Annotated in this window: 20 protein-coding genes; 8 read left to right on the top strand and 12 right to left on the bottom strand. The window is 65.6% G+C overall.

Going from position 1 to position 22,472, the window contains the following annotated elements; all coding sequences use genetic code 11:
• Nucleotides 1-11: 11 nt before the first annotated feature.
• Together SB764_RS08650 and SB764_RS08645 are read right to left on the bottom strand one after the other, a co-directional pair.
• Nucleotides 12-1,409, bottom strand: coding sequence for an MFS transporter (locus SB764_RS08650; protein ID WP_074986192.1), 1,398 nt, complete (start codon nucleotides 1,407-1,409; stop codon nucleotides 12-14).
• A gap of 324 nt (nucleotides 1,410-1,733) precedes the next feature.
• Entirely contained in the window at nucleotides 1,734-3,131 is a 1,398-nt protein-coding gene (locus tag SB764_RS08645) for a DHA2 family efflux MFS transporter permease subunit (protein WP_408583128.1), read from the bottom strand.
• 148 nt (nucleotides 3,132-3,279) lie between these two features.
• On the opposite strand from SB764_RS08645, the gene SB764_RS08640 reads away from it, so the two are divergent.
• Together SB764_RS08640 and SB764_RS08635 are read left to right on the top strand one after the other, a co-directional pair.
• Nucleotides 3,280-4,140, top strand: a complete 861-nt coding sequence (locus SB764_RS08640) for a LysR family transcriptional regulator (RefSeq protein WP_074986196.1) — start codon at nucleotides 3,280-3,282, stop codon at nucleotides 4,138-4,140.
• Nucleotides 4,141-4,235: 95 nt separating this feature from the next.
• Nucleotides 4,236-4,457: a hypothetical protein gene (locus tag SB764_RS08635; protein WP_065060550.1), complete on the top strand. Its 222-nt coding sequence runs from the start codon at nucleotides 4,236-4,238 to the stop codon at nucleotides 4,455-4,457.
• An 80-nt stretch (nucleotides 4,458-4,537) separates the two neighbouring features.
• Here SB764_RS08635 and SB764_RS08630 read toward each other — a convergent pair whose 3' ends face one another.
• Nucleotides 4,538-5,989, bottom strand: a complete 1,452-nt coding sequence (locus tag SB764_RS08630) for an MFS transporter (protein ID WP_410863237.1) — start codon at nucleotides 5,987-5,989, stop codon at nucleotides 4,538-4,540.
• A gap of 389 nt (nucleotides 5,990-6,378) precedes the next feature.
• Between SB764_RS08630 and SB764_RS08625 the strand changes: the two genes are divergently transcribed.
• The gene (locus SB764_RS08625) at nucleotides 6,379-7,503 is read left to right on the top strand and encodes a GNAT family N-acetyltransferase (RefSeq protein WP_410863235.1); all 1,125 of its coding nucleotides are present in this window, start codon (nucleotides 6,379-6,381) and stop codon (nucleotides 7,501-7,503) included.
• A 57-nt stretch (nucleotides 7,504-7,560) separates the two neighbouring features.
• Here the strand turns inward: SB764_RS08625 and SB764_RS08620 are convergent, their stop codons facing one another.
• From SB764_RS08620 to SB764_RS08600, 5 genes are all read right to left on the bottom strand, one after another.
• Nucleotides 7,561-8,751: a glycosyltransferase family 4 protein gene (locus SB764_RS08620; RefSeq protein ID WP_065060552.1), complete on the bottom strand. Its 1,191-nt coding sequence runs from the start codon at nucleotides 8,749-8,751 to the stop codon at nucleotides 7,561-7,563.
• Nucleotides 8,752-9,105: 354 nt separating this feature from the next.
• Nucleotides 9,106-9,894 carry an ABC transporter substrate-binding protein gene (locus tag SB764_RS08615; protein ID WP_065060553.1) on the bottom strand — a complete coding sequence of 263 codons (789 nt, stop codon included), beginning with the start codon at nucleotides 9,892-9,894 and terminating at the stop codon, nucleotides 9,106-9,108.
• Between the two features lie 29 nt (nucleotides 9,895-9,923).
• Nucleotides 9,924-11,078 carry a methionine aminotransferase gene (locus SB764_RS08610; protein WP_410863233.1) on the bottom strand — a complete coding sequence of 385 codons (1,155 nt, stop codon included), beginning with the start codon at nucleotides 11,076-11,078 and terminating at the stop codon, nucleotides 9,924-9,926.
• 161 nt (nucleotides 11,079-11,239) lie between these two features.
• Complete coding sequence (locus SB764_RS08605) at nucleotides 11,240-12,133, bottom strand: LysR substrate-binding domain-containing protein (RefSeq protein ID WP_321892837.1); 894 nt, start codon at nucleotides 12,131-12,133, stop codon at nucleotides 11,240-11,242.
• Nucleotides 12,130-13,089, bottom strand: a complete 960-nt coding sequence (locus SB764_RS08600) for a substrate-binding domain-containing protein (RefSeq protein WP_074986203.1) — start codon at nucleotides 13,087-13,089, stop codon at nucleotides 12,130-12,132. The genes SB764_RS08605 and SB764_RS08600 overlap by 4 nt, the downstream gene beginning before the upstream one ends.
• Before the next feature lie 707 nt (nucleotides 13,090-13,796).
• On the opposite strand from SB764_RS08600, the gene SB764_RS08595 reads away from it, so the two are divergent.
• Genes SB764_RS08595 through SB764_RS08585 form a run of 3 tightly spaced genes read left to right on the top strand, consistent with a single transcriptional unit; the run spans nucleotide 13,797 to nucleotide 15,342 of the window.
• Nucleotides 13,797-14,333 carry a PAAR domain-containing protein gene (locus SB764_RS08595; RefSeq protein WP_321870640.1) on the top strand — a complete coding sequence of 179 codons (537 nt, stop codon included), beginning with the start codon at nucleotides 13,797-13,799 and terminating at the stop codon, nucleotides 14,331-14,333.
• Nucleotides 14,334-14,921: a glycoside hydrolase family protein gene (locus SB764_RS08590; protein WP_110328652.1), complete on the top strand. Its 588-nt coding sequence runs from the start codon at nucleotides 14,334-14,336 to the stop codon at nucleotides 14,919-14,921.
• Nucleotides 14,887-15,342, top strand: coding sequence for a hypothetical protein (locus tag SB764_RS08585; protein WP_146230054.1), 456 nt, complete (start codon nucleotides 14,887-14,889; stop codon nucleotides 15,340-15,342). Before SB764_RS08590 ends, SB764_RS08585 begins: the two co-directional genes overlap by 35 nt.
• 512 nt (nucleotides 15,343-15,854) lie before the next feature.
• Here the strand turns inward: SB764_RS08585 and SB764_RS08580 are convergent.
• The 3 genes from SB764_RS08580 to SB764_RS08570 all read right to left on the bottom strand — a co-directional run bounded on the left by SB764_RS08580 (nucleotide 15,855) and on the right by SB764_RS08570 (nucleotide 17,662).
• Complete coding sequence (locus SB764_RS08580; protein WP_183039598.1) at nucleotides 15,855-16,226, bottom strand: copper resistance protein CopC; 372 nt, start codon at nucleotides 16,224-16,226, stop codon at nucleotides 15,855-15,857.
• 33 nt (nucleotides 16,227-16,259) lie between these two features.
• Nucleotides 16,260-17,171 (bottom strand): hypothetical protein, encoded by a 912-nt coding sequence (locus SB764_RS08575; protein WP_231957575.1) that lies wholly within the window; start codon nucleotides 17,169-17,171, stop codon nucleotides 16,260-16,262.
• A 101-nt stretch (nucleotides 17,172-17,272) separates the two neighbouring features.
• The gene (locus SB764_RS08570; RefSeq protein WP_176081578.1) at nucleotides 17,273-17,662 is read right to left on the bottom strand and encodes a DUF2946 domain-containing protein; all 390 of its coding nucleotides are present in this window, start codon (nucleotides 17,660-17,662) and stop codon (nucleotides 17,273-17,275) included.
• 251 nt (nucleotides 17,663-17,913) lie between these two features.
• Here SB764_RS08570 and SB764_RS08565 point away from each other — a divergent pair, with 251 nt between their 5' ends.
• Nucleotides 17,914-19,950, top strand: coding sequence for an FAD-dependent oxidoreductase (locus tag SB764_RS08565; RefSeq protein WP_410863228.1), 2,037 nt, complete (start codon nucleotides 17,914-17,916; stop codon nucleotides 19,948-19,950).
• Between the two features lie 130 nt (nucleotides 19,951-20,080).
• A complete protein-coding gene (locus SB764_RS08560) occupies nucleotides 20,081-22,186 on the top strand; it encodes an ATP-binding protein (protein WP_124263176.1) in 2,106 nt (701 codons plus the stop codon).
• A 55-nt stretch (nucleotides 22,187-22,241) separates the two neighbouring features.
• On the opposite strand, the gene SB764_RS08555 is transcribed toward SB764_RS08560, so the two are convergent.
• Nucleotides 22,242-22,394, bottom strand: a complete 153-nt coding sequence (locus SB764_RS08555) for a DUF6496 domain-containing protein (protein ID WP_321870636.1) — start codon at nucleotides 22,392-22,394, stop codon at nucleotides 22,242-22,244.
• Nucleotides 22,395-22,472: the final 78 nt, after the last annotated feature.

Here is a 22,472-nt window from a genome sequence, read left to right as displayed (position 1 = left end):
TACCTTGCCGTTTAGCGGCTGATGTCTTCGAGCGAACGTCCGCGCGTCGCCGGTCCGAGCAGCACCATCACGATCCCCACCAGCATCGACACGCCGATAAACATCGCCACGCCCGGCACGCCGTAGTGGTGCAGCAGAATGCCGATCGCCAGCCCGGCGAACGCGGCGGCGATGCGGCTCCACGAGTAGACGAAACCCACGGCGCGCGCCCGCACGCGCGTCGGGTACAGCTCGGCCTGGTAGCCGTGATACGCGTACGACATGATGTTCGCGGCGAGCGTGAACAGCACGCCCAGCACGATCAGCAGCCACGGCTGCGAAGCCTGCGCGAACAGCGCGATCACCACGGCCATGATCAGCAGGCCGCCGACGATCTGGGTCTTGCGTTCGAGCTTGTCCGCGAACCAGAAGCCGATGAGCGGCCCGAACGGATTCGCGATGGCGATCACGAACGCATACGCGAGGCTCTGCGTGACGTGAATGCCGCGCTCGATCAGCAGCGTTGGCACCCAGGCGGCGAAGCCGTAGAAGCCGATCACCTGCGCCATGTTGAAGATCGAAAGAATGACCGTGCGGCGCAGATACGGCGGCTTCAGCACTTCGGTGAGCGAGCCGGCACCGGCAATTTCCGGCGCGGCGCGCTCGGGCGCGGGCAGCGGCGTGCGGGTTTCGGCTTGCACGCGGCGCTCGATATCGGCGACGATGCGCTCCGCGTCGGCTTCGCGGCCGTTGCGCGCGAGCCAGCGCGGGCTTTCGGGAATGCGTCGGCGCACGAACCACACGACGATCGCGCCCAGCGAGCCGATCAGGATCACGACGCGCCAGTAGTCGAGGCCGAGCGGCTGTGTGTCCTTGAGCGCATAGGCGAGAAACGCGACCACCGGCACCGCGCAGAACGTGATGACCTGATTGAGCGCGTAGGCGCGGCCGCGTTCGCCGCGCGGAATCAGCTCGGAGATGTACGTGTCGATCGTCACGAGTTCGATACCGATACCGATGCCCGCGATGAATCGCCAGATGTTCAGCGCGAGGCCGGTGGTCTGGAACGCCATGATCGCCGTGCAGACGATGTACCAGATCAGCGACCAGGTGAAGATCATGCGTCGGCCGAAGCGGTCCGCGACCTGGCCGAACACGAGTGCGCCGACCCAGAGACCCGCGAAGGTCGAGAATACGAAGGTGCCGAAGCCCGCCACTTTCAACGGCCCCAGCGCCGAAAAGAAGCCGAGCGACTCGGGCGTGAAGAGTCCGGCGTGGACCATGCCGGGCGCCACGTAGCCGGTGAAGAACAGGTCGTAGAACTCGAACACGCCGCCGAGCGACAGCAGGATCACCATGGTCCAGACGGTGCGTGACGGCGGCAGCCGGTCGAGGCGGGCCGCGATCTCCGCCGATGTTGGAGTCGACATCGAATTCCTTTTATGAGTTTCAGGTGCGAGCAGTGAGACCTGGCGCGGGCGAGCACGCGCGCGCAGGAGTTATGCCGCAGCTTAATTGAGGCGGCGCTTCACGGCACCTGGTTGAAACCCAGCTTGAAGGCGGGCGGCGGGGATCGTCGGTCGCGCGGGGACGTAAAGAGAAGCGCAAGCAGCGGCGTTTCGAGCGTCGATTGCCCGATGCCGCTGTTGGGCCATTGCGCGGCAAACGCGCTTGATCGGGGAGATCGCGCCTGCGCGGCGCGATGCCTGTCGTGAGGTCTGTCGTGAGGTCTGGCGCGATGCCTGGCGTTGCGCCTATCGACCGCCCGCCGCCACGGCTTTCACCGTTGCGCGCGCCGGCGGCGCTTCCTCGATGCCGCGGAAGATCAGCGCGGAGATCAGCGTGATCGCGCCCACGGAAGCGAAGCTCACGCGAAAGCCCAGCGCCACCGAGTCCCAATGCGCGGCGACGAGGCTCACGAGCGCGCCGCCGATGGTCACGCCGAGGCCCATCGCGAGCATCTGCACCATCGAAAAGAGGCTGTTGCCGCTGCCCGCGTCTTCGTGCGAGAGACCCTTGAGCGTGATGCTGTTCATCGCCGCGAACTGCATCGAATTGGCCGCGCCGAAGATCGCCAGCACGACGAGCGAGACGATGACCGGCGTGCCGCGCGAAATCAGTGCGAACGCGACGATCGAGCCGCCGACGATCAGCGTGTTGACGAGCAGGAAGGTGTCGTAGCCGTAGCGGCGGATCAGCGGCGCGATCCAGCGTTTGGCGACCGTGCCCGCGAGCGCGGCCGGCAGCATCATGAGGCCGGAATGCAGCGGCGTGTAGCCGAGTTCGAGCTGCATGAGCAGCGGCACGAGAAACGGCACCGCGCTGGAACCGACGCGGCAGACGAGATTGCCGATCAGACCCACGCTGAAGTTGGGCTCGCCGAACAGCGCAAGCTTGAAAAGCGGATCGCGGCGGCGGCGCGCATAGGGCACGTAGGCGAGCGCGGAGGCGAGGCCGAGCGCGAAGAGTCCCGCCGACCAGGCTGCGCGATGCGTCTGCACCGGCGCGTCGAAGGCGAGCGAAAACGCAATCATGCACAGCGAGACCAGCGCGCAGCCGATCACGTCGAACGGCGGCGCGGCGGTGCCCGAACTGCGCGGCAGATAGCGCCACACCATGAACAGACCGGCGGCGCCGATCGGCACGTTGATCAGAAAGATCCAGTGCCAGGTGATGGCCTGCACGAACCAGCCGCCGAGCGTCGGGCCGACGATCGGTCCGACCTGCCCGGCGACCGAAATCAGCGCGAGCGCGGAGACGTATTGCTCGCCCGTCACGGCGCGCAGCACGGCGAGGCGGCCGATCGGCATCAGCATCGAACCACCGACGCCTTGCAGTACGCGCGCAATGACGAGTTCGCCGAGCGTATGCGCGCTCGCGCAGCACAGCGAGCCGAGCACGAAGATGAGGATGGCGGTGAAGTAGACGCGGCGCGTGCCGAAGCGGTCGGCGAGCCAGCCCGAAGCGGGTGTGAGCATGGCCATGGTGAGCGTGTAGGCGACGATCACCGGCTGCATCATGAGCGGTTTGACGCCGAGGCTGTGCGCCATGGAAGGCAGGGCGGTGTTGACGATCGTCGTGTCCAGCGCCTGCATGAAAAAGCCTGCGGCGACGATCCACAGCAGCGCCGTCTGGCTTGAATCCTTGTTCATGGGAACGTCTTGGCGGGGCGCGAACGGTGGGGAAACACGGGCGCGCAGCGCGGAAATCTGCAATGACGTCATGATATTGTCATCGCGGGCAATCGGGAACCCCACTCAGGACATTGACTGTTATCGGTGTTGCCGATAACAATGCGGCATGCTCAATCCCACCTGGCTCAAATCCTTCGCGACTGTCGCGGCCTGCCACAGCTTCACTGCTGCGGCGCGGCAACTCGGCCTGACGCAGTCGAGCGTGAGCGACCATATTCGCCGGCTCGAACAGGAAATCGGCCGCCGCCTGTTCGTGCGCGATACCCATACGCTCGCGATCACGCCCGACGGCGAGGCCATGCTCGCGCACGCGGGCGCGATCCTCCAGGCGATCAACCGCGCCGAATCGCAATTCCGCGCGCCGCGCCTGAAGGGCCGCGTGCGGCTCGGTTCCTCCGACGACATCGCGCTCGGCCCGCTGCCCACCGTGCTCACAGCGTTTCGCAATGCGCATCCGGACGTCGAGCTGGAAATCATCATCGGCATGACGGGGCGGCTTTACGAGCTGCTCGACGCGGGCGCGATCGACCTGATGGTGGGCAAGCGGCGGCTCGGCGACAAGCGCGGCGTGGCGCTCTTCACCGGGCGGCTCGAATGGCTCGCGCGCACCGGCACGATGGTCGATCTCACGCAGCCGCTGCCGCTCAATCTCGTGGCCGAGCCGAGCGTCACGCGCGCCGTGGTGCTCGACGCGCTCGCGCAAACCGACTTTCGCTGGCAGATCGTGTGCACGAGCAGCAGTCACTCGGGCTGCGTGGCGGCGGCGCGCGGCGGTCTGGGCATCACGGTGCGGCCGCAGTACCTGGCGGCGCGCGGTCTCGCGCCGCCGCTCAATGTCGCGAGCCTGCCGGTGTTGCCGGACGTCGAATTCATCGCGCTCGCGGCGAAGCGCCTGAGCCGTCCCGCGCAAACGCTGATGCAATTGCTGCACGACAGCGATCTGCGTGGCTCGTGGATCGGCGAATGAGGCGCGCCCGTTTCCGCACGATCGGGCGCGCGCCGCACGCGCGTCTGGTGTAAGATCCGCCGCCTGGCATCAGGTATTAGCGGCAGGTGAATGATATGGATCGAAAAACAGCGGAGCGTCTGCTCGTCGACGCGGACAGGATTGCCGAATTCGTTCTCGAATGTTTCGATCTGACGCTCGACGCGCCGCAAGGGCGCGAGCTTTACGACCGCGCGTTCAGCCTCTACCTGAAGCGCGAAGCGGGCGACGTGCCGCTCGCCGATCTCTACGACGCGCTCAAGGGCCACGGCGAGTTGCCGGAAGCGCCCGCGGCTTGAACGTGCATCGCGCGCGGGCTCGCGGCCCGCGCATCGCGTTGCAAACGTCCGTTTTCCAGACTTAGCCCACTCAGCCCGATTCAGCCTGACTCCCCCGCGCGCGCCGCATAGGCACGCACGGGCGCATCGGCATCGTCCCCGGCCAGCGCTTCGAGCGACAGCCCTTTCGTTTCGATGCCCATGATCGCCACGGCCAGCGCGGCGACGACGAACGACAGCGCGCCGAGCGTGAACACGCCGCTTTGTCCGAAGACCGGCAGCACGACGCCCACGGCGTACGGGCCGATCAGCGAGCCGACGCGCCCGATCGCCGAGGCGAATCCCGATCCCGTCGCGCGCGCGCCCGTGCCGTACAACTCCGGCGTGTAGGTGTAGAGCACGGCCCACATCCCGAACATGAAGAACTGCATCGCGAGCCCCGAGCCGATCAGCAGCGCGGCGCTTTGCAGATGCAGCGCCGTTTGTCCGTAGACCCACGCCATCGCGCCCGCGCCGACGAGCGAGGCCACGCAGGTCGGCTTGCGGCCGATGCGTTCGACGAGCCACGCCGCGCACAGGAAGCCGGGGATGCCGCCGAGCGAAATCAGCACGGTATAGAGCACGGACTTCGTGACAGTCGCGCCCGCTTGCTGCATCAGCGCGCCGAGCCAGGACGTGAGGCCGTAAAAACCGAGCAGCGCGAAGAACCACAGCGCCCAGACCATGATCGTGCGGCGCCGGTACGCGGCGCTCCAGATTTCGCGGAACGCGCCGTGCGGCCGGTTCAGCGCCGATCCTGCCGGGGACGTTTGACGCGCAGGCGCGGGCAGCGTGGCGACGCCGAGCGTGCGCATGACCTGGGCTTCGATCTTCGTGGTGACGGCATCCGCTTCGGCGCTGCGGCCGCGATGTTCGAGCCAGCGCGGCGACTCCGGCACGATGCGGCGCACAATCAGCACGAACAGCGCGGGAATCGCGAGCAGCGCGAACACCGTGCGCCAGCCGAAATGCGGCAGCACGAAATACGAGGCGACGCCCGCGGCGATGAAGCCGAGCGGCCAGAAGCCGTCCATCAGCGCGACGAGGCGGCCGCGTTTCGCGGCGGGCACGAACTCGGAAAGCAGCGTTTGCGCGACGGGGAACTCCATGCCCATGCCGACGCCGAGCAGCACGCGCCAGAGGATCAGCGCATCGACGCTGTGTGCTGTAGAGCACAGATACGAGGCCGCGCCCCAGAGCACCATGCTCCACTGGAAGACCGGCCGTCGGCCGAATCGGTCCGACAACAGGCCCGCGAGCGCGGCGCCCAGCACCATGCCGAAAAAGCTCGCGCTCGCCACGAGTCCCGCCGTCGCGCTCGACAGGCCGAACTCGGTCTTGATCGAGCCGAGCACGAAAGTCATCGTGCCGAGATCCACGGAATCGAAGAAGAACGCCACCGCGATGATCAGGAAGATCGTGCGGTGATACGGCGAATACGGCAGACGTTCGAGCCGCGCGGCGGCGTTGGCCGATGTCGCGCGTGCCGGTGCATGGGGCGAATGGCGTGTCATGTCGTTCCTGTCGTCTGGAAGCGCGACCCGGTGCGCGGGTGCGGCGCGCGCCGGTCGATGACCGGGCGATCCAGTAGACGCCGCCATTAATGTCAGACATAGAACAGAACCGGCGTGGGAATGGAATGCGGGCGTCGCGCCGCAGCGAGCCATTGCGGTGCATTCATGTCCGCGCGGACTAAATCTTGGCGTAAAAGGCCAGCCGTCAGCCCGTAGACTGATCACCGGAAAAACCGCCGCACATCGCGCTTTCGCGCAGACCGAAGCCGAAGCGCACAGCAAAGTTCAGATCAAAAGACCCAAGCCGAGGCTGAAAGCCGAGCTTGAAGACAGCACGGAGACAACGCGTTGCAATACGGGTGGCAGCGCGGAATGAGAACGGGTGAACGATGACGACCATAAGAGACCGCTTGGTGTTCGGGGAACAGCCGCAGATTGCCCCGCTATCTCTGCCGCAGCCGCAGCAATCGCAGCCGTCGCCACAACCGCAGCCGTTCGCCAGGCTATCGAGGCAGGCGCGCGCGCGCGAAGTTGCGTCGGCCGCGTCGGCCGCGTCGTCGTCGGCCGATGTGGAGTCGAAGTTCGCGCGCGCGCATTCGATTTTTCACGAACGCTGGTGGCTCGACATCGCGACGCAAGGCAACTGGGCGCTCGCGACCGTCAAGCAGGACGACGCGGTGCTCGGCGAAATGCCGTACGCGCTGATCCGCCGGCGCGTGTGGCGCATTTCGCATCTGCCGCCGCTCACGCGCACGCTCGGTCCGGTGATTGCGCCGGTCACGGGCAGCGCGGCGCGTCAGCGTCGTCATCAGCTCGATGTGACGGCGCGGCTGATCGAGCAATTGCCTGTGTGTGACAGCTTTTTCCAGGTGCTCGATCCGCGCGTGGACGACGCGATCGCGTTCGCGCTGCGCGGCTATACGGTGTCGGCGCGCTACACCTTCCGTCTCGATGCGCAATGCACGCAGGACGAGGCATGGTCGCGGCTCGACAGCAAGACGCGCAACGTGATTCGCGGCGCGGCGCGCGAGCTGACCGTCGCGCCCATCGCGACGCCGGGCGAATTCCTCGGCTTTTACGAGGACAATCTGCGCGCGCGCTCGCGCAGCAACGCCTATGGCAGCGCGGTCATGCGCCAGCTCGTCAACACGTTCGTCGAACGCAAGTCGGGCACGCTGCTGGGCGCGTATGGGCCGGGCGCGAAGCTCGTCGCGGCCATCGGTCTCGTGTGGGATCAGCAGGCGATGTATTTTCTGCTTTCGTCGCGCATGCCCGAGGCGCATTGCGGCTCGATCAGTCTGCTGATCTGGAGCGGCATCCAGCGCGCGATCGAAAGCGGACTCATCTTCGATTTCGACGGTTTTTCGAGCCCGTCAACATTCAGCTTTCTCAATGGTTTTGGCGCGACGCTCACGCAGCGGCTCGGCGTCGAACGGCATGGCACCGCGTATCTGCTGGCGCGCACGCTCAAGCGGCGGCTCGCGCCGGGTTCCGTCTTCGCCCCGAATCTATAAGGACGTTGGGAATGCGGCGCGTTCGATCCGGGCGCGCCGTGAATGCAGACGATTGAATCAAACCAGTTCGTGCTGCGCGTGCGGCGTGGCGCGACGCGTGGTGGCCTGCGCGAGTTCGAGCGCGCTGGAAGCGAACAGCAAGGGCGACCAGCGCCGGATCGCATCGCGCGCGCCATTGGCGAAGCGCTCGCGCAACGTGCCGTCGCTGCCGAGCTGGCCGATCCGCTGCGCGAGCGTGCGCACGTCGCGCGGCTCGACGACGAAACCGTTCACGCCGTCGTGCACGATCTCGCCCGCTACCCCGCAGGTGCGGGTGACGATGGCCGGGCAGCCCGCCGCGAATGCTTCGTTCACGCACAATCCCCACTGGTCGAATTCGCTCGCGAGCACGATGAAGTCCGCGAGCGCGTAGAGGTTCGGCATTTCGTGATTCGGCAGCGAACTGAGGATCGACACGTCGGCGTCGAGTCCGTGCGCGGCGATGCGCGCGCGCAGTGCCGCATCGAGCGGCCCCTGACCCACGAGCACGAGGCCGATGCCGCGCTCGCGCAGCCCCGTTTGCGCATAGGCGTCGATCAGCACGTCGACGTTCTTGCGCGCCACGAAGCGGCTCACGCACAGCAGGAAACGCGGCGGCAGGCGATAGCGTTCGCGCACGCTGCGGGCGTTATCGCGCGCGCGTTGTGCGAGGCGCGCGAAATAGTCGATGTCGACGACGTCGAAGCCGATGCGCGAACGCGTCATCGGGATGCCGAGCGAGAGCGCGTAGCGGCGGTGCCGTTCGCCCGCGACGAGCGCGCCGTCGAAGCGGCTCACGATCATCCGCTTGAGGCGTTCCTTGGCGGCGCTGCGCACGCCGTCGTCGGCTTTCGAATCGGACATGTAGATGAGCTTGAAGCGCCGCGTGAGATGGCGCAGCGCGCACAGCAGCGCCGAATACTGCGTGTTGTAGCCGAGCGTGATGACCACGTCGGGCGCGAACGCGCGCAACCGCGCGACGAGGCGCGAGCAGTCGCGCAGGCCGAGCCCGTCGCTGTCCGAGCCGTCTTCGACGAGCGTGATGGCGTGCGGTGGCCGGTTCGCGAAGAACGCCGCGCGGCGCTCCTGCGGGAAGCCGTAGACGCCCGAGCGCGCGAAGACTTCGAGCAGCGACACGTCGTGCCCGCTGCGGGTCGCGGCGTCGACGAGGGCTTCGTAGCGAGGCACGTGGTAGTCGCCCAGGTTGCCGACGACGAAGAGAATGCGCATGGACAATGACCGCTCACGATTGAGTTGGCAGGGACGTCCGCCGCGCCACGCGCCTGCGTTCCGCGATCAGCGGTCCGAGGCTGTCGCGCCTGTAACGTCATCGTAACCGCGCGTGCGGCGCCGCAGCGCCGCGCCACGCCGTACTGGCTGTCAGCGGCGAGGGTTTGTCCGAATCGATCGGGCGAGGGCGGTGCGCCGCCTCGCGCGGCGCGTTTTGTCAGGCAAGCGCCGGGGCAGGCTGGCGCCCCGGCGTTACGTTGCAAGACGACGAGCCGGCGACGATGGTGTGACCCCGCCGTGCCGGCTTGCCGCATGCGCTTGCCGCGACGGCGGCCGCAGCGCGATCGATCGCGCTTACTTCGGCGAGACGTCGATATCGCCGAAATATTTGCGGGCGAGCGTGTTGACCGTGCCGTCCGCTTCGAGCTTCGCGATCGCCGTGTTCAGACGCTCGCGCAGCGCCGCGTCGCCCTTGCGGATGCCGAACGCCACGCCGTTGCCGAGGATCTTGTCGTCGCGCACGGGTTCGCCCACGAACGCGAAGCCCTTGCCGTCCGGCTGCGAGAGAAAGCCTTTCTGACCGGCGGGCGCGAGCAGCAGCGTGCCGTCGAGCCGGCCGGACACGAGATCGGCGTAGATCTGGTTCTGGTCCTGGTACGGCACCACGTTCACGCCCGCCGGTTCCCAATGCGTCTTCGCATAGGTTTCCTGAATCGAAGCCTGCAGCACGCCCACGCGCTTGCCTTTGAGCGACGCCGCCGTGGCCACGAGGCCGCTGTCCGTGCGCGCGATCAGGCGGCTCGGCACGCGATAGATCACGGTCGTGAAGTCGATCGCTTCACGGCGTTGCGCGGTGGCGTTCATCGCCGAATTGATCGCGTCGAACTTGCGGCCCTGGAGTGCGGGAATCAGCCCGTCGAATGAAGTTTCGACCCACGCGCAATGCAGCTGCGCACGCGCGCAGACGGCATTGCCGATGTCGATGTCGAAGCCTTGCAGGCGTCCGTTGGCGTCCTTCGATTCGAACGGCGGATACTGCGCCTCCACGCCGAAGCGCAGCGAACCGGAGTCGGCGAATGCGGGCAGCGCGGGCAGCGCGGCGAATGCGCACGCGAGCGCGAGCAGCGTGGTGAGGGGCTTCATCGTGATCTCCTGGCCGGGTCTTGAGTGATTCAAATCGTGCAAAGGCGGCGCGCGCCTTCGAGCAATGTTTCGTCATCCTTCGCAAAACTCAGGCGAATGACGCCGTGATCGGTGCCGTCGGTGTAGAACGCGGACAGCGGAATAGTCGCCACGCGGGCGTCGCGAATCAGGCGCAGCACGAAGTCGCCGTCGCGCTCGTCGGAGAAGGCGCGAAAGCGCGCGAGCATGAAGAAGCTGCCTTCGCTCGGCAACAATTCGAAGCGTGAACCGGCGAGCGCGTGCGCGAGCAGATCGCGTTTGCGCTGGTAGAACGCGCCGAGGTCGAGATACGAGGACGCATCGGCGAGCGCCGCGCTGAACGCGTGCTGCATGGGCGTGTCGGCGGCGAAGGTCATGAACTGATGCACCTTGCGGATCTCGTCCATCAGCGCGGCCGGTGCGAGGCAATAGCCCACGCGCCAGCCCGTGACGTGATACGACTTGCCGAACGACGAGACGATCACGCTGCGTTCGGCCAGCTCCGTGTAGCGCGCCATGCTGCAATGGCGCGCGCCGTCGAACACCACGTGCTCGTAGACTTCGTCGGAGAGAATCACGATGTCGGTGTTGCGCGTAAGGGCCTTGAGGCGCGCGATGTCCTTCGCGCCGAGCACCGTCGCCGTGGGATTGTGCGGGGTGTTCACGATGATCATGCGTGTGCGCGGCGTGATCGCGGCGGCGACTTCGTCCCAGTTCACGCGGAAATGCGGCTGCGCGAGTTGGATGGCGACGGGCGTCGCGCCTTGCAGGCGCACGATAGGTGCGTAGCTGTCGAATGACGGCTCGAAGTAGATCACCTCGTCGCCCGCGTGCACGAGCGCGCTGATCGCCGAATAGAGCCCTTCGCTCGCGCTCGCCACGACCGTCACTTCGCTCGCGGGGTCGTAGTGCGCGTCGTAGAGCGCCGCGTACTTGGCCGCGAGCGCTTCGCGCAGCGCGAGCACGCCCGCCATCGGCGCGTACTGGTTGTGGCCCGCGCGCATGGCGGCGGTCACGTCGTCGATCAACTGCGGATTGGGCGCGAAGTTCGGCGCGCCTTGCGAGAGATTCAGGGCGTCGTGTTCGGCGGCAAGCTGGCCGATGACGGTGAAGATCGTGGTGCCCACATTGGGCAGCTTCGAGCGGGAGGAGGCGGCGCTGTGCATCGTCCGGAAATGGGAGAAAAACGGCTATTTGGCCTAAAAGCCCGCGCGGGGGCAATCGAATTTTTCTCATGTGCGCCATGCGTTCGGCTCATGGGCCGCCTGCGCCGGGTTCGCGCGGATGCTGGCGGTCTGGTTCGGCCTCTGCTTCGGCTTCTTCGGCCTCAGGCAGACGGCGCCGCGGCGCGCGCGCGGTCGCGTTCCATCCACGCGCTGAATAGCTGGATCTTCGGCTGCTGCGCGGCGAAGTCGGGATAGACGAAGTAGTAGCGCGAACCTGTCGCCACCGCGAAGTCGAGCGGCAGCGCGAGCCGCTGCGCGGCCACGTCCTCGCTCACCAGCGTGCGGTCGCCGATGGCCACGCCGAAGCCCTGCATCGCCGCGCTGGTGGCGAGATCGAGCGATTCGAAGGTGGGGCCGCGATGGGCGTCGACGTGCGCCGCGCCCGCGCGGGCGAGCCACAGCTTCCAGTCGGCGTGATCGCGTGTGGGATGCAGCAGCGTGAGGTGCGCGAGGTCGTCGGCGTGCGCGATCGGATGGCTGCGCAGGAATTCCGGCGTGCACACGGGCGTGAGGTATTCGTCGAACAGCGGCACCGCGTGCACGTCCGCGCCCGGCGACGGACCGTAGATGATGGCCGCGTCGAAGGGCTCGGCCTGGAAGTCGACTTCGTGCTGCCAGGTCGTGGTGATCTGCACCTGGAGTTCAGGGTGCTCAGTCTGGAAGCGCGTGATGCGCGGCAGCATCCAGCGCATCACGCAGGTCGGCATCTTGAGCGCGAGTTCGCCGCGCTGCCGCGTGAGCCGCATCGACGCCTCCTCGATGCGCCCGAAACCCTCGCGCACGGCGGGCAGCAACTGCTCGCCCTCGGCGGTGAGCGTGAGGCCCTTCGGCGAGCGGCGAAACAGTGGCAGCCGGTAATACTCCTCGAGCGCGAGAATCTGGCGGCTGACGGCGCCCTGCGTGAGACACAGATGTTCGGCGGCGCGCGTGAAACTGCCGTAACGGGCGACCGTTTCGAAGATCTGCAGCGCGTTGAGCGGCGGCAGGCGCCTCATGACGCGCTGTCCTTCGTGACCAGCACGAGCGGCGTCTCGACCCGGTCGGGCAGGTCGTCCTGGCGACGCTGCTCGATCAGCGCCTGCAAGACGACGTCGATGCCGTAGACGGCCTGTTTGTCCGCGAACTGGTCGACGGTGGCGAGCACGCGGCCGTCGGCGAGCATCGGCTTGATGGCGGCGCTGGCGTTGTAGCCGGTGATCAGCACGCGGCCGCGCAGATGCGCCATGTTGACGGCGTCCACCGCGCCGCGCGCCATGTTGTCGTTCGCGCACAGCAGCGCGCGCAGGCCGGGCTGCGTGGCGAGCATCGCGGTGGCCGCGGCGCGGCCCTTGGCGTAGTCCCAGTCGCCGGGCTGAGCGTCGACAATCCTCACCGAAGCGGCCCGCATCGCCTCGCGAAAACCCACCTCGCGCTGCTGCGCGTTGCGATCGGACGCCACGCCGCCGATGATGGCGGCGCGCTCGCCCGCATGCAGCCGCCGCGCGAGATAGTCGCCGACGAGCCGCGCGCCGCGCCGGTTGTCGGGGCCGACGAAGGGCACGTGGAGCCGGGCTTCGCGCAGTGCGTCCGCGTCGAGCGGATTGTCGATCGTCACGGCCAGCACGCCCTGGCGTACGCACGTTGCGACGGCGGGCACGAGGCGGCGCGAATCGGCGGGCGCGAGCACGATGGCGCTGACCGATTTCGCGGCGAGCGATTCGACGTAGGCAGCCTGCTGCGAGACGTCGGTCTCGCCTTCGGTGCTGCGCACGATCAGCTTGAACGGATAGGGCGAATGTGCCTGGAAGGCGGTGGCCGCCGCGATCATGGCGGCGGTGAACGGATCGTTGCCGGCTTTGAGGACGAGCGCGACGGTGATGTCGCGACCCGCGCCGCGCGCGAAGGGCGAAGCCGCGCCGCAGGCCGCCAGGGCACTGGCGATCAGGAAACGGCGGCGCGTGAGCTCGTGCATGGCGGGTTCGGCCGGATGCCGAAAAGCGGGTTCGGATGGCCCGGAGTTTACGCGATTGGCGCGCGCCTGGCGAGGCGGGGAAGCGAGCGGTGGTGGCGCCTGGCGCTTTTGTTAAGTGGGCGTGGTGGTTTCGCGTGGTGTGCTTGTAGCGGCACAGTTCGACGATCCCGAGCAGCGAGAAGATCGCGAACGCGATGCCAGCCACCATAGCGAAGAGGCTTTTTGCCTGCACTAGCAGGAACATCGGATACGGCGTGACCTTCGAGAGAATCGCTGCGCAGGTGAGGAAGTGCGTTTCGCCGAAGCGTTGTGCGAGCAGCACTTACAACGCAAACATACCGCTGCGTTCAGAGGCGTGGCGCGTCGAGCCGGAAGCGCTCAATACTGCTCGCGCATGATGAAAGACACCCTGAGCGTCTTGAGCAGTCGAAGAAGCAAAAAAATCGGCTGTTTCGGGCCGGTTCATTTATTCGAACGACGTTCTGGGATCCGAATAAAGCGCGATGCCAGCCGAATTTGTCGGATGTCAAATTGCGTTCCGTTCGTGATGCAAATCGACTAAATCAACCCCCATTTTAAAGCTTGTCTGATGGTCTGCTCGCTTGCGCAGTCCGACGATTGCCGGTTAGCGGCGGATGGTCCGCCGCGACTGTGCCGGTCGTGTATCTGCACAGTATCCGTAGCTGCAATCGAACGGAGGCACGCACATGAGGCGTTTTCTGTTAAGGCTAGGCGACAAATCTACGGCAGGCGGCGTTGTCCTTGAGGGAGCGGAAAACTGCTCGCACCACGGTATACCGATTGCGTTTATCGGCGCAAAGGTCTGGTGCGAAGGCTGTGAATCGAGCGGTTACATCGAGTCGGTAGGACCGCACCATCCGGCAACGATGCTCGGCAAGCAACAGGCGCTGGAAGGCGATATCTGCATCTGCAAGTGTTCACCGCCGCCTGTATTCAGCGCATCGCAAACAAGCGCCTCTCACAGCTGGGAAGACGAATGGGGGGACATGGGGTATGCCGCGAGCCTGGTGGCGTCACAGGGCGAACGGCGCGCCACACACCACGAACGATTCAGGCTATGCGATCGCGCAGGAAAGCCGATGCGCGATACGTACTACACGCTGCGGTTATCAACGGGCGAGATTGAACACGGCACCACTGACGAGCATGGCCGCACCGCGCGCTACGCGACGGATAGCGCGCAACCGATCCGGTTTTATATTGGGCACAGAGAGGAAATATAAATGCCTGACGCACTTGGAAGTTCAGTAACCAACGCGGACCCGAATTCATGCGTTACCGTGCAATCAGACAGACTATGCAAGCCTTGGACACTTTCAAACGATGGTTTAGCATTCGTGGCAGTATGCGAGAGTGGGGTTCTGAATGGCACCTATCAGGGAATGCCCGTCGTTGATGGGATGATCTTAAAAGTCTACATCGACAGCAAGGGGTTTCCTACAGTTGGATTCGGTCATAAGGTTTTGCCAGAAGATCACCTACATGTAGGCGATACGATTTCGGTCGAGCGGGCGCGCGAACTCTCGAAGAAAAATCAACGTGAAGCGACCTCGGCAGTCAATCGAAAAATTCACGTCCCGCTAATGCAATATGAATTCGACGCTTTAGCTAGCATCGCGTTCAATGCCGGTGGCGGTAACGGATTCAATGGTATAGCGGATAAGGTCAATGAAGGCGTATATACAGGCGTTCCCAATTTCATACGAACATACCGAGCGCATGGGATCGAGTGGCGTCGGGCGCTTGAGGCACGCCTGTTCCGCTATGGAAACTACGATGCGCGTCACGGGCCGGGGGTCGCAATTGAATAAAATTATTATTTTCGTTCTGTTGATGTTTTTGGTAGTTATGCAAAACGTACAGGCCGATGAGAATGTAAATTACTCCAATTGCCTGCAATACGTAGGTGGCGGCGGTTTGGGTGACGTTGATTGCTATGGTGGACACACAAAATCACTCGAATCGGAAAATCAAAAATTGATTGCGTCGATCAAATCATCGTCCGGAATAAAGGCAGACACGAAAGCGAGGCTGGATAGATACATAAGAGCCGAAGACGTGGCCATGAAAGGCTGCGCGCTTGCTCCACGGTTGGCTCTGGATTGGGCTATTGTTGACGTGAACAAAAATCACGTTGATATGTATGACGCTATGGAGTCCAGTTGTCGATATCAAATTCGAAAACAGGAGAATGAATTTTTGCGAAATCTTTTGTCTATCAAAACAGGCTGACATTGACGATTGATTCCGCTAATTCAATGCCCCGCTTCCAGGTGTAGGCATACATGCGCAGCACGTGCCACTCTGAGGATGATTCAGACAACTGGCGCGTGTTGCCGTTGCAGCAATTCTACTTATCAGAGCATGGCCGGGTTTGCCCACGCTCCTTCTGGTGCTTGATGGCTTTCGCCATAACGTTCGAAGACGAAGATTCAATGATTGTGCGCAGCGGGGCCGCGCGACTACGCCATGTCCCGCTGAAATTCGATCTGCCCGTCAACGATCGCAGTCTCACGTTCCATTTCAATTAACCCGTGAGTGCTCGCGTATCGATTCGATCACGGCGCGGTGCACTTCGCCAAGCAATGCGTGCGAACGCACAGCTTCACTTCGATTCATCGGAAGGGCTCCAGAAAGCAAGGGCGGCACCATAGTGTTCGCCCTTGCGGCCCTTCACGTCAATTTCAACGTTCTTATATTTTTCATTAATGGCGCGAATAATCATCGCGCCCCGCGCCGCGATTTCAGCGCACGGTGAAGCTGTAGTGGCCCGTGGTGCGATGGCCGTCGGCGGCCACGGCGATCCACCTGACCGCGTATTGCCCAGCGCCGAGCGGATTCACCGCCACCGACATGCGTTTCTTGTTGCTCGCGTCGACCGCGGCCTTATCGTGAATCACCGACTTGCCCGCGGCGTCGGTAACGTCGATCGAGCTGAATGCGGGTTCGAGTTCGTCGTCGAAATCGATCGTGACGGTGGATTGGCCCGCGGCGACGCTCGCGCCGGCGGCGGGCGTTTGATGCGTCGGATAAGCGTGCGCCCAGGCGAGTTGCGCGCCTGCGAGGGCGGCGGTGGCGGCGAGCGCGCGAAGCGAACGGATAGCGTTGAAAGTCATGATGAAGTCCTCGATAAAACTCGATGCTGCGGGTTATTGAAAGAGCGGCTTGCCGATGCTGTGCGGCGCCACGTCGTCGAAGAAAATATGCGTTTGCACGAGGATGCCCACGTGCGAGCCGCTCGCGCGGTTGATCGGAATCTGTGCCTCGATGCCGAGCTGGCCGTAGCGGTTCATCCAGATGAAACCGGGATTCACGGTGCCGGTCGTCTGTCCCTGGCTGCGCGAGAGCGGCACTTCCACGAGCGGAATCAGGTTCGAGAGCGGTTGCGGCAGGCCGAGGTCGTGTACGTGCTGCTGCAGATACGGCAGGCTGTACTGGAACGTGAAGCCGTAATTGAAGGCGTTCGGCTGGCCGCCGCCCGTCGTGAGCGCCGGGCCCGCTTCGCCGGTGATGGCGATCGGGCGCAGCCACGCGAGCGCGTCGGGCAGGTCGCCCATGCCTTTGCCTGCGTAGATCGTCGGCGAAATGGTGGAGAAGTTGTCGGCGATGGCGCGGCTGCCGGTGCCGCCGATGTCGGCGTCCACGCCCACCGAGGTCATGAATTCGTGCGCGTCGTTCACGTAGAGCAGATATTTCAGGCCGACGCCGAAGTTGTCGAAGCCGTGCGCGGTCGGGTTGTTCTGCATGACGTAGCCGCCGTCGACGGAGAACGCGAGGCGCGGCGTGATGAGCTTGTCGTATTCGAAGTCGAAGGTGTTGACGCTCTGGTCGCCCGCGTCGCCGGGCACGCGCTGGTGGCCGAATTGCAGGTCGGCTTCGTCGCCGACGCCGGGATCGTCGACGGACAGGGTCGCGGGAAACACACGATCGCCTGCGATTGCGTGTGCGTGGGCCAGGTGCGGTGCGAGCGCGAGGCAAGCGAGCGCGAGCGTCAGCGCATACGCGCCGCGGCGTCGTGCGGGCGCGTCGAACGCGCTCCGGCACGGCAAGGTTGGGAACATGAAGCGTCCTGTAACGAAGAGGGTCGCGCGCCGTGTGGATGGCGCGCGCGAACGCGCGGCGGCACGCTAAACGCGGGGCCGCGCAAACGGTCAGGCTTCGTTCAGGCGAGTGGCGGGGCGCGCGCGAGCGCGAAGGTGAGCGGCTCGATGCGCCGCTGGCTGTCGAAGCGCGCGGCCACGCGCGCGTGCACGAGGCGCGTGGCGAGCGGCAGCGCGATCGGCACGCCCGGCACCACGGGCAGATGCGCGAGCAGGTTGCAGTAGCCGCAGTCCTGCATGTCGCCGGGGCTGGCGTGCGGGTTGGCCTGGTTGTCGCCGTGCGCGGCCATCGTCGCGCCGCGCATCGACGGCATGTTGCAGTGCATGGCCGCCATGCCGGCCGGCGCGGCGGTCGTGGCGGCGAGCAGATGCGAAATCACGGGCGCGAACGTCGTCAGCAGGATCGCGAGCGTTCCTAATAGACTGACGAACTGGAGGCGGAGCCGGCGCACGGTGATCAGCGAACGAGACGGGAAAAAACGAGGCGTTCATTATGCCATGCGTGCGGCGGCGGGCTGTCTGGCGCGGGCAAGGTGCGACACTGCGTAAATAGGCAATATATTTCCTTATTTATGCATGAGTATTCGATATTTGTAGCGATTTTAATTCCATAAGGCCGCGCAAATACGTCAAGATATTGACGTAAAACGCCCGTCACCCTAGAGTACGCACGATACCCCACAACAACATCGAGACATCCGCCATGTCGATTTTCGACCGGCTTTTGACCCCGCTTGCGGTCGGCCAGACCGTGCTGCCCAACCGCATGGTGATGGGCGCGATGCATACGCGGCTCGAAACGCTCGACCGTCCGCACGCGCGCCTCGCGGCGTTCTACGCGGCGCGCGCGGCAGGGGAAATCGGCCTGATCCTGAGCGGCGGTTTTTCGCCGAACGCCGAGGGCGTGATGGAAGCGGGCGGCCCGCTGTTCGACCGCGCCGAACAGCTCGACGAGCATCGCGCCGTCACGCGCGCCGTGCACGCGGCGGGCGGCAAGATCGTGTTGCAGATCCTGCACGCGGGCCGTTACGCGAAGGTGCCCGAGTGCGTCGCGCCGTCGGCGATCAAGGCGCGCATCAACGCGTGGACGCCGCGCGCGCTCAGCCTCGACGACATCGGCCGCACCATCGCCGATTTCGCCCACACGGCCGCGCTCGCCGTCGAGGCGGGTTACGACGGCGTCGAAATCATGGGCTCGGAAGGTTATCTGATCAACGAGTTCGCGGCGGCCGCCACCAATCATCGCGACGACGCCTACGGCGGCAGCTTCGACGCGCGCATCCGTTTCGCGCTCGACGTCGTGCGCGCGGTGCGCGAGCGGCTGGGCGCGGCGCCCATGCTGATCTACCGGATTTCGTCGATCGATCTCGTCGAAGGCGGCTTGAGCGGCGCGGAGATCGCCACCTTTGCGCAGCGCGTGGAAGCGGCCGGCGCGGATCTCATCAACACGGGCGTGGGTTGGCACGAATCGGCCGTGCCGACGATCGCGGCTTCGGTGCCGCGGGCGGCCTGGCGCGAGGCGATCCGCAACGTGAAGCGCGCGGTGAGCATTCCGGTGATGGCGTCGAATCGCATCAATATGCCCGAGGTGGCCGAGGAACTGATTGCGTCGGGCGTGGCCGATTGCGTTTCGATGGCGCGTCCGCTGCTCGCCGATCCCGAGTTCGCGAAGAAAACGCGCCTGGGTCTCGCCGATGAAATCAACACCTGTATCGGCTGCAATCAGGCGTGTCTCGACCGCATCTTTACCGAGCGCACGGCCACGTGTCTCGTCAATCCGCGCGCGGGGCGCGAGATCGAGTTTCCGGAGGGCCGGGCGCGCGCGGTGAAACGCGTGGCGGTCGTCGGCGGCGGCCCGGCGGGCATGGCGTTCGCAGTGAATGCGGCGGAGCGCGGCCACGCGGTCACGCTCTACGAGGCCGCGCCGCGTCTGGGCGGCCAGCTCAACATGGCGAAAGTCGTGCCCGGCAAGGTGGAGTTCAACGAAACGCTGCGCTATTTCACGGCGCGGCTCGCGAAGCTCGGCGTGGACGTGCGGCTCGGCGAAGCGGTCAGCGCGGCGGCGCTGGCGGACGCCGGGTACGACGAGATCGTGCTGGCCACCGGCGTCACGCCGCGCGTGCCCGATATCGCGGGCGTCGATCACCCGAAGGTGGTGTCGTACGTCGACGTGTTGACCGGCAAGGTGGACGTGGGCGCGCGCGTGGCGATCATCGGCGCGGGCGGGATGGGTTTCGACGTCGCCGAATATCTGCTCGGCGATGGGCGCGAATCGCTCGATCCCGAGGCGTTCTTTCGCGCGTGGGGCGTGGATGTTGCGAACGCCAATGCGGGTTCGGGCGGTTTGACGAAGGAGATGGGCGCAACGAACCCCGCCAAACCGCGCCGCACCGTACACCTGTTGCAGCGCAAGGCCGAACCGCCGGGCAAGGGCCTCGGCAAATCGACGGGCTGGATTCTCAAGGCGCGCCTGCGCCGCGCGCATCTGATGACGATCTCGGGCGCAACCTACGACGCCATCGACGATCAGGGGCTGCATTATCGCGTCGATGGCGTGGCGCAGACGCTGGCCGTCGATCACGTGGTGCTGTGCGCGGGCCAGAACGCGAACCGCGTGCTGTTCGACGAACTGGCGGCGCGCGGCTTCCACGCGAAGCTGATTGGCGGCGCCGACGTGGCCGCCGAACTCGACGCGCTGCGGGCCATCGATCAGGCCACGCGGCTCGCCGTCGAACTCTGACCCAGCGCCGTACGCAAACCCGCTGCCGCGCCGGAGCAAGCCTTTTCACCGCGCGCACCGCTCAGGACTGGAACTTGCGCCCTTCGTCAGCGAGCGAAGGGTCACATCATCCACGAATGCAGGAGGAAGCGTGTCTGGCGCACGGAATGCGAGTTTCATCCGGGGGAACAGCGAGATGTCGGGGCGCGTGCGTGACTTCGACTGGGACGCGACGCCGTTTGGCGCGCTCGCGGACTGGCCGCCGCCGCTGCGCGCGGCGCTCAGTCTGTGCCTCGGCGCGCACGCGCCCGCCGCCATCTGGTGGGGCGACGACGCGCGCGTGCTCTACAACGACGCCTATATCCCGTTCCTCGGCGCGGGCAAGCATCCCGGCGTGCTCGGCCTGCCGGGCGCCGCGGGCTGGCCCGACGCCTGGCCGCAACTCGGCGCGCGCATCGAAGGCGTGATGCACAGCGGCAACACCGCCTTGAGCGAAGACGAGCAGGTCTTCTTCGCGCGCCATCTCGCGCAGGAGGAGGTCTATGCGAGCTGCGCCTACGAACCCCTTTACGCCGACGACGGCTCGGTGGCCGGCGTGTTCTGCCTGTGCAGCGAAACCACGCCGCGCATGCAGGGCGAACGCCGGCTCAAGACCTTGCGCGGCCTGAGCACCTGCGCGACGGACGAAGGCGCGGTCGCGGCGGCCTGCGAGTGTGCGGCCGACGTGCTGGCGGCGAACGGCTACGACGTGCCGTTTTCGGCGATCTACGCCGCGCCGACGGGGCGCACCGAACTCGAACTCGTCGCGAGCAGCCGGCTCGGCGCGCCGCTCGTGGCGCGCCTGCATACGCTCGCGGACGCGCAGGCGCAGGCGTGGCCGCTGCGGGAAGTGCTCGCGCAAGGCGAGTCGCGCGAATTCATGCTGACGTCGCTCGACTGGAGCGGCGACGCGCAGGGCGGCTGGCCCGAAGCGCCGCTTTCCGCGCTGGCGATTCCGTTGCGCCGTGCGGGCGTGCAGGATATCTGCGGGATTGCGGTGCTGGGCGTGAGTCCGCGTTGCGTGCTCGACGAGAGCTATCGCGCGTTTTTCGATCTCGTCGCGGCGAGCGTGGAAGCGGTGGTCGCGAGCGCGCTCGGACGCGAGGCACTGCAAGCCGCGAATCGCCAGAAGACCGAATTTCTGGCGATGCTCGCGCACGAGTTGCGCAATCCGCTTGCGCCGATACGCCATGTCGCTGACCGGCTGGGTTCCGAGGGACTCACCGGGCCGCAGGCGGCACGCTGCATCGAAATCCTGCGTCGCCAGGCGGCGGTGCTGAGCCGTCTTGTCGACGATCTGCTCGACATGTCGCGCATCACGCTTGGCCGCGTGCAGTTGAACAAGCGCGGCGTGCTGTTGCAGGAGATCATCGCGCAGTCGCTGGAGAGCGTCGATGCGCTGATCCGCGAGCGGCAGCATCGGCTCACGGTGACGAGCGAGGGCGCGGCGCGCGTGGACGGCGATCCGCAGCGGCTCGTGCAATGTCTCGTCAACGTGCTGACGAATGCCGCGAAATACACCGGCAAAGGCGGCGAATTGCGCATCGAATCGTTCGAGCGCGAGGGCTTCGGCGTGCTGCGCGTGCGCGATACGGGGCAGGGCATTGCGCCGGAACTGGTCGAACATATCTTTGACCTGTTCGTGCAAAGCGAGCGCACGCTCGATCGCGCGCAAGGCGGCTTGGGGCTCGGGCTTTCGCTCGTCAAGAAAGTGATCGAGATGCATGGCGGCCATGCGTACGCGACGAGCGACGGCGTCGGGCGCGGCACCACGGTCACGCTCGAAGTGCCGCTGGCCGATTGCGATGCGACAACGCTCGAAGCGGAGGCGGATGCGCCGCTGGAGCAAAGCGGCCCGCTGCGCGTGCTGGTCGTCGACGATAACGCCGATGCCGCCGACTCGCTCGTCATGCTGCTCGAAGCGGAAGGTCACGCGGCCACGGCGGTGTACGACTCCGATGCCGTGCTCGCGTCGGCGCGCCAGTTCGCGCCGGACGCGATCGTGCTCGACATCGGCTTGCCGAAAGTGGACGGTTATCACATGGCGCAGCGTCTGCGCGCGACGCCGGATCTTGCGCACGTCGTGCTGATCGCGGTGACGGGTTACGGCCAGCCGGAAGATCGCGCGCGCGCGTTCGAAGCCGGTTTCGACGATCATCTCGTCAAGCCGGCGACGCTCGATGCACTGCGTCGCGCGCTCGCCAAAGCAGGGCGATGATGCTCGCGGCGCGTGAGTGAAAACGCGCCGCTGCGTATTGCGCCTGATGATCGGATCAATGCTTCGCTTTCTTCGGAATCTTCGCGCCCGATTTACGCGCCTGATTCAAGGCAATAGCAACCGCCTGCTTTTGCGGTTTGCCCTCCTTCATTTCCGTCTTGATGTTCTTCGAGATTGCCTCGCGAGATTTGCCTCTGTTGAGCGGCATGACGACCTCCTTCGCAGATAGCGGCTATGTTGAGGAGTGAAGCACTCATGCACGCATGCGGCGTGCCGCGCGCACGTT

This window comes from Paraburkholderia sp. SIMBA_027, from assembly GCF_046535315.1.
Lineage (GTDB): Bacteria > Pseudomonadota > Gammaproteobacteria > Burkholderiales > Burkholderiaceae > Paraburkholderia > Paraburkholderia tropica.
Note: the sequence above shows the minus strand (reverse complement) of the source record. Positions and strands in the feature narration are given on the sequence as shown.

Bases quoted from the DNA above. Each gene is read 5' to 3' on its own strand.
- SB764_RS08625 (WP_410863235.1), top strand. From the start codon at position 6,379: ATGACGACCATAAGAGACCGCTTGGTGTTCGGGGAACAGCCGCAGATT.
- SB764_RS08585 (WP_146230054.1), top strand. From the start codon at position 14,887: ATGCGCGTCACGGGCCGGGGGTCGCAATTGAATAAAATTATTATTTTC.
- SB764_RS08650 (WP_074986192.1), bottom strand. From the start codon at position 1,409: ATGTCGACTCCAACATCGGCGGAGATCGCGGCCCGCCTCGACCGGCTG.
- SB764_RS08580 (WP_183039598.1), bottom strand. From the start codon at position 16,226: ATGACTTTCAACGCTATCCGTTCGCTTCGCGCGCTCGCCGCCACCGCC.
- SB764_RS08615 (WP_065060553.1), bottom strand. From the start codon at position 9,894: ATGAAGCCCCTCACCACGCTGCTCGCGCTCGCGTGCGCATTCGCCGCG.
- SB764_RS08595 (WP_321870640.1), top strand. From the start codon at position 13,797: ATGAGGCGTTTTCTGTTAAGGCTAGGCGACAAATCTACGGCAGGCGGC.
- SB764_RS08605 (WP_321892837.1), bottom strand. From the start codon at position 12,133: ATGAGGCGCCTGCCGCCGCTCAACGCGCTGCAGATCTTCGAAACGGTC.
- SB764_RS08600 (WP_074986203.1), bottom strand. From the start codon at position 13,089: ATGCACGAGCTCACGCGCCGCCGTTTCCTGATCGCCAGTGCCCTGGCG.
- SB764_RS08645 (WP_408583128.1), bottom strand. From the start codon at position 3,131: ATGAACAAGGATTCAAGCCAGACGGCGCTGCTGTGGATCGTCGCCGCA.
- SB764_RS08555 (WP_321870636.1), bottom strand. From the start codon at position 22,394: ATGCCGCTCAACAGAGGCAAATCTCGCGAGGCAATCTCGAAGAACATC.
- SB764_RS08575 (WP_231957575.1), bottom strand. From the start codon at position 17,171: ATGTTCCCAACCTTGCCGTGCCGGAGCGCGTTCGACGCGCCCGCACGA.
- SB764_RS08590 (WP_110328652.1), top strand. From the start codon at position 14,334: ATGCCTGACGCACTTGGAAGTTCAGTAACCAACGCGGACCCGAATTCA.
- SB764_RS08630 (WP_410863237.1), bottom strand. From the start codon at position 5,989: ATGACACGCCATTCGCCCCATGCACCGGCACGCGCGACATCGGCCAAC.
- SB764_RS08640 (WP_074986196.1), top strand. From the start codon at position 3,280: ATGCTCAATCCCACCTGGCTCAAATCCTTCGCGACTGTCGCGGCCTGC.
- SB764_RS08620 (WP_065060552.1), bottom strand. From the start codon at position 8,751: ATGCGCATTCTCTTCGTCGTCGGCAACCTGGGCGACTACCACGTGCCT.
- SB764_RS08565 (WP_410863228.1), top strand. From the start codon at position 17,914: ATGTCGATTTTCGACCGGCTTTTGACCCCGCTTGCGGTCGGCCAGACC.
- SB764_RS08635 (WP_065060550.1), top strand. From the start codon at position 4,236: ATGGATCGAAAAACAGCGGAGCGTCTGCTCGTCGACGCGGACAGGATT.
- SB764_RS08610 (WP_410863233.1), bottom strand. From the start codon at position 11,078: ATGCACAGCGCCGCCTCCTCCCGCTCGAAGCTGCCCAATGTGGGCACC.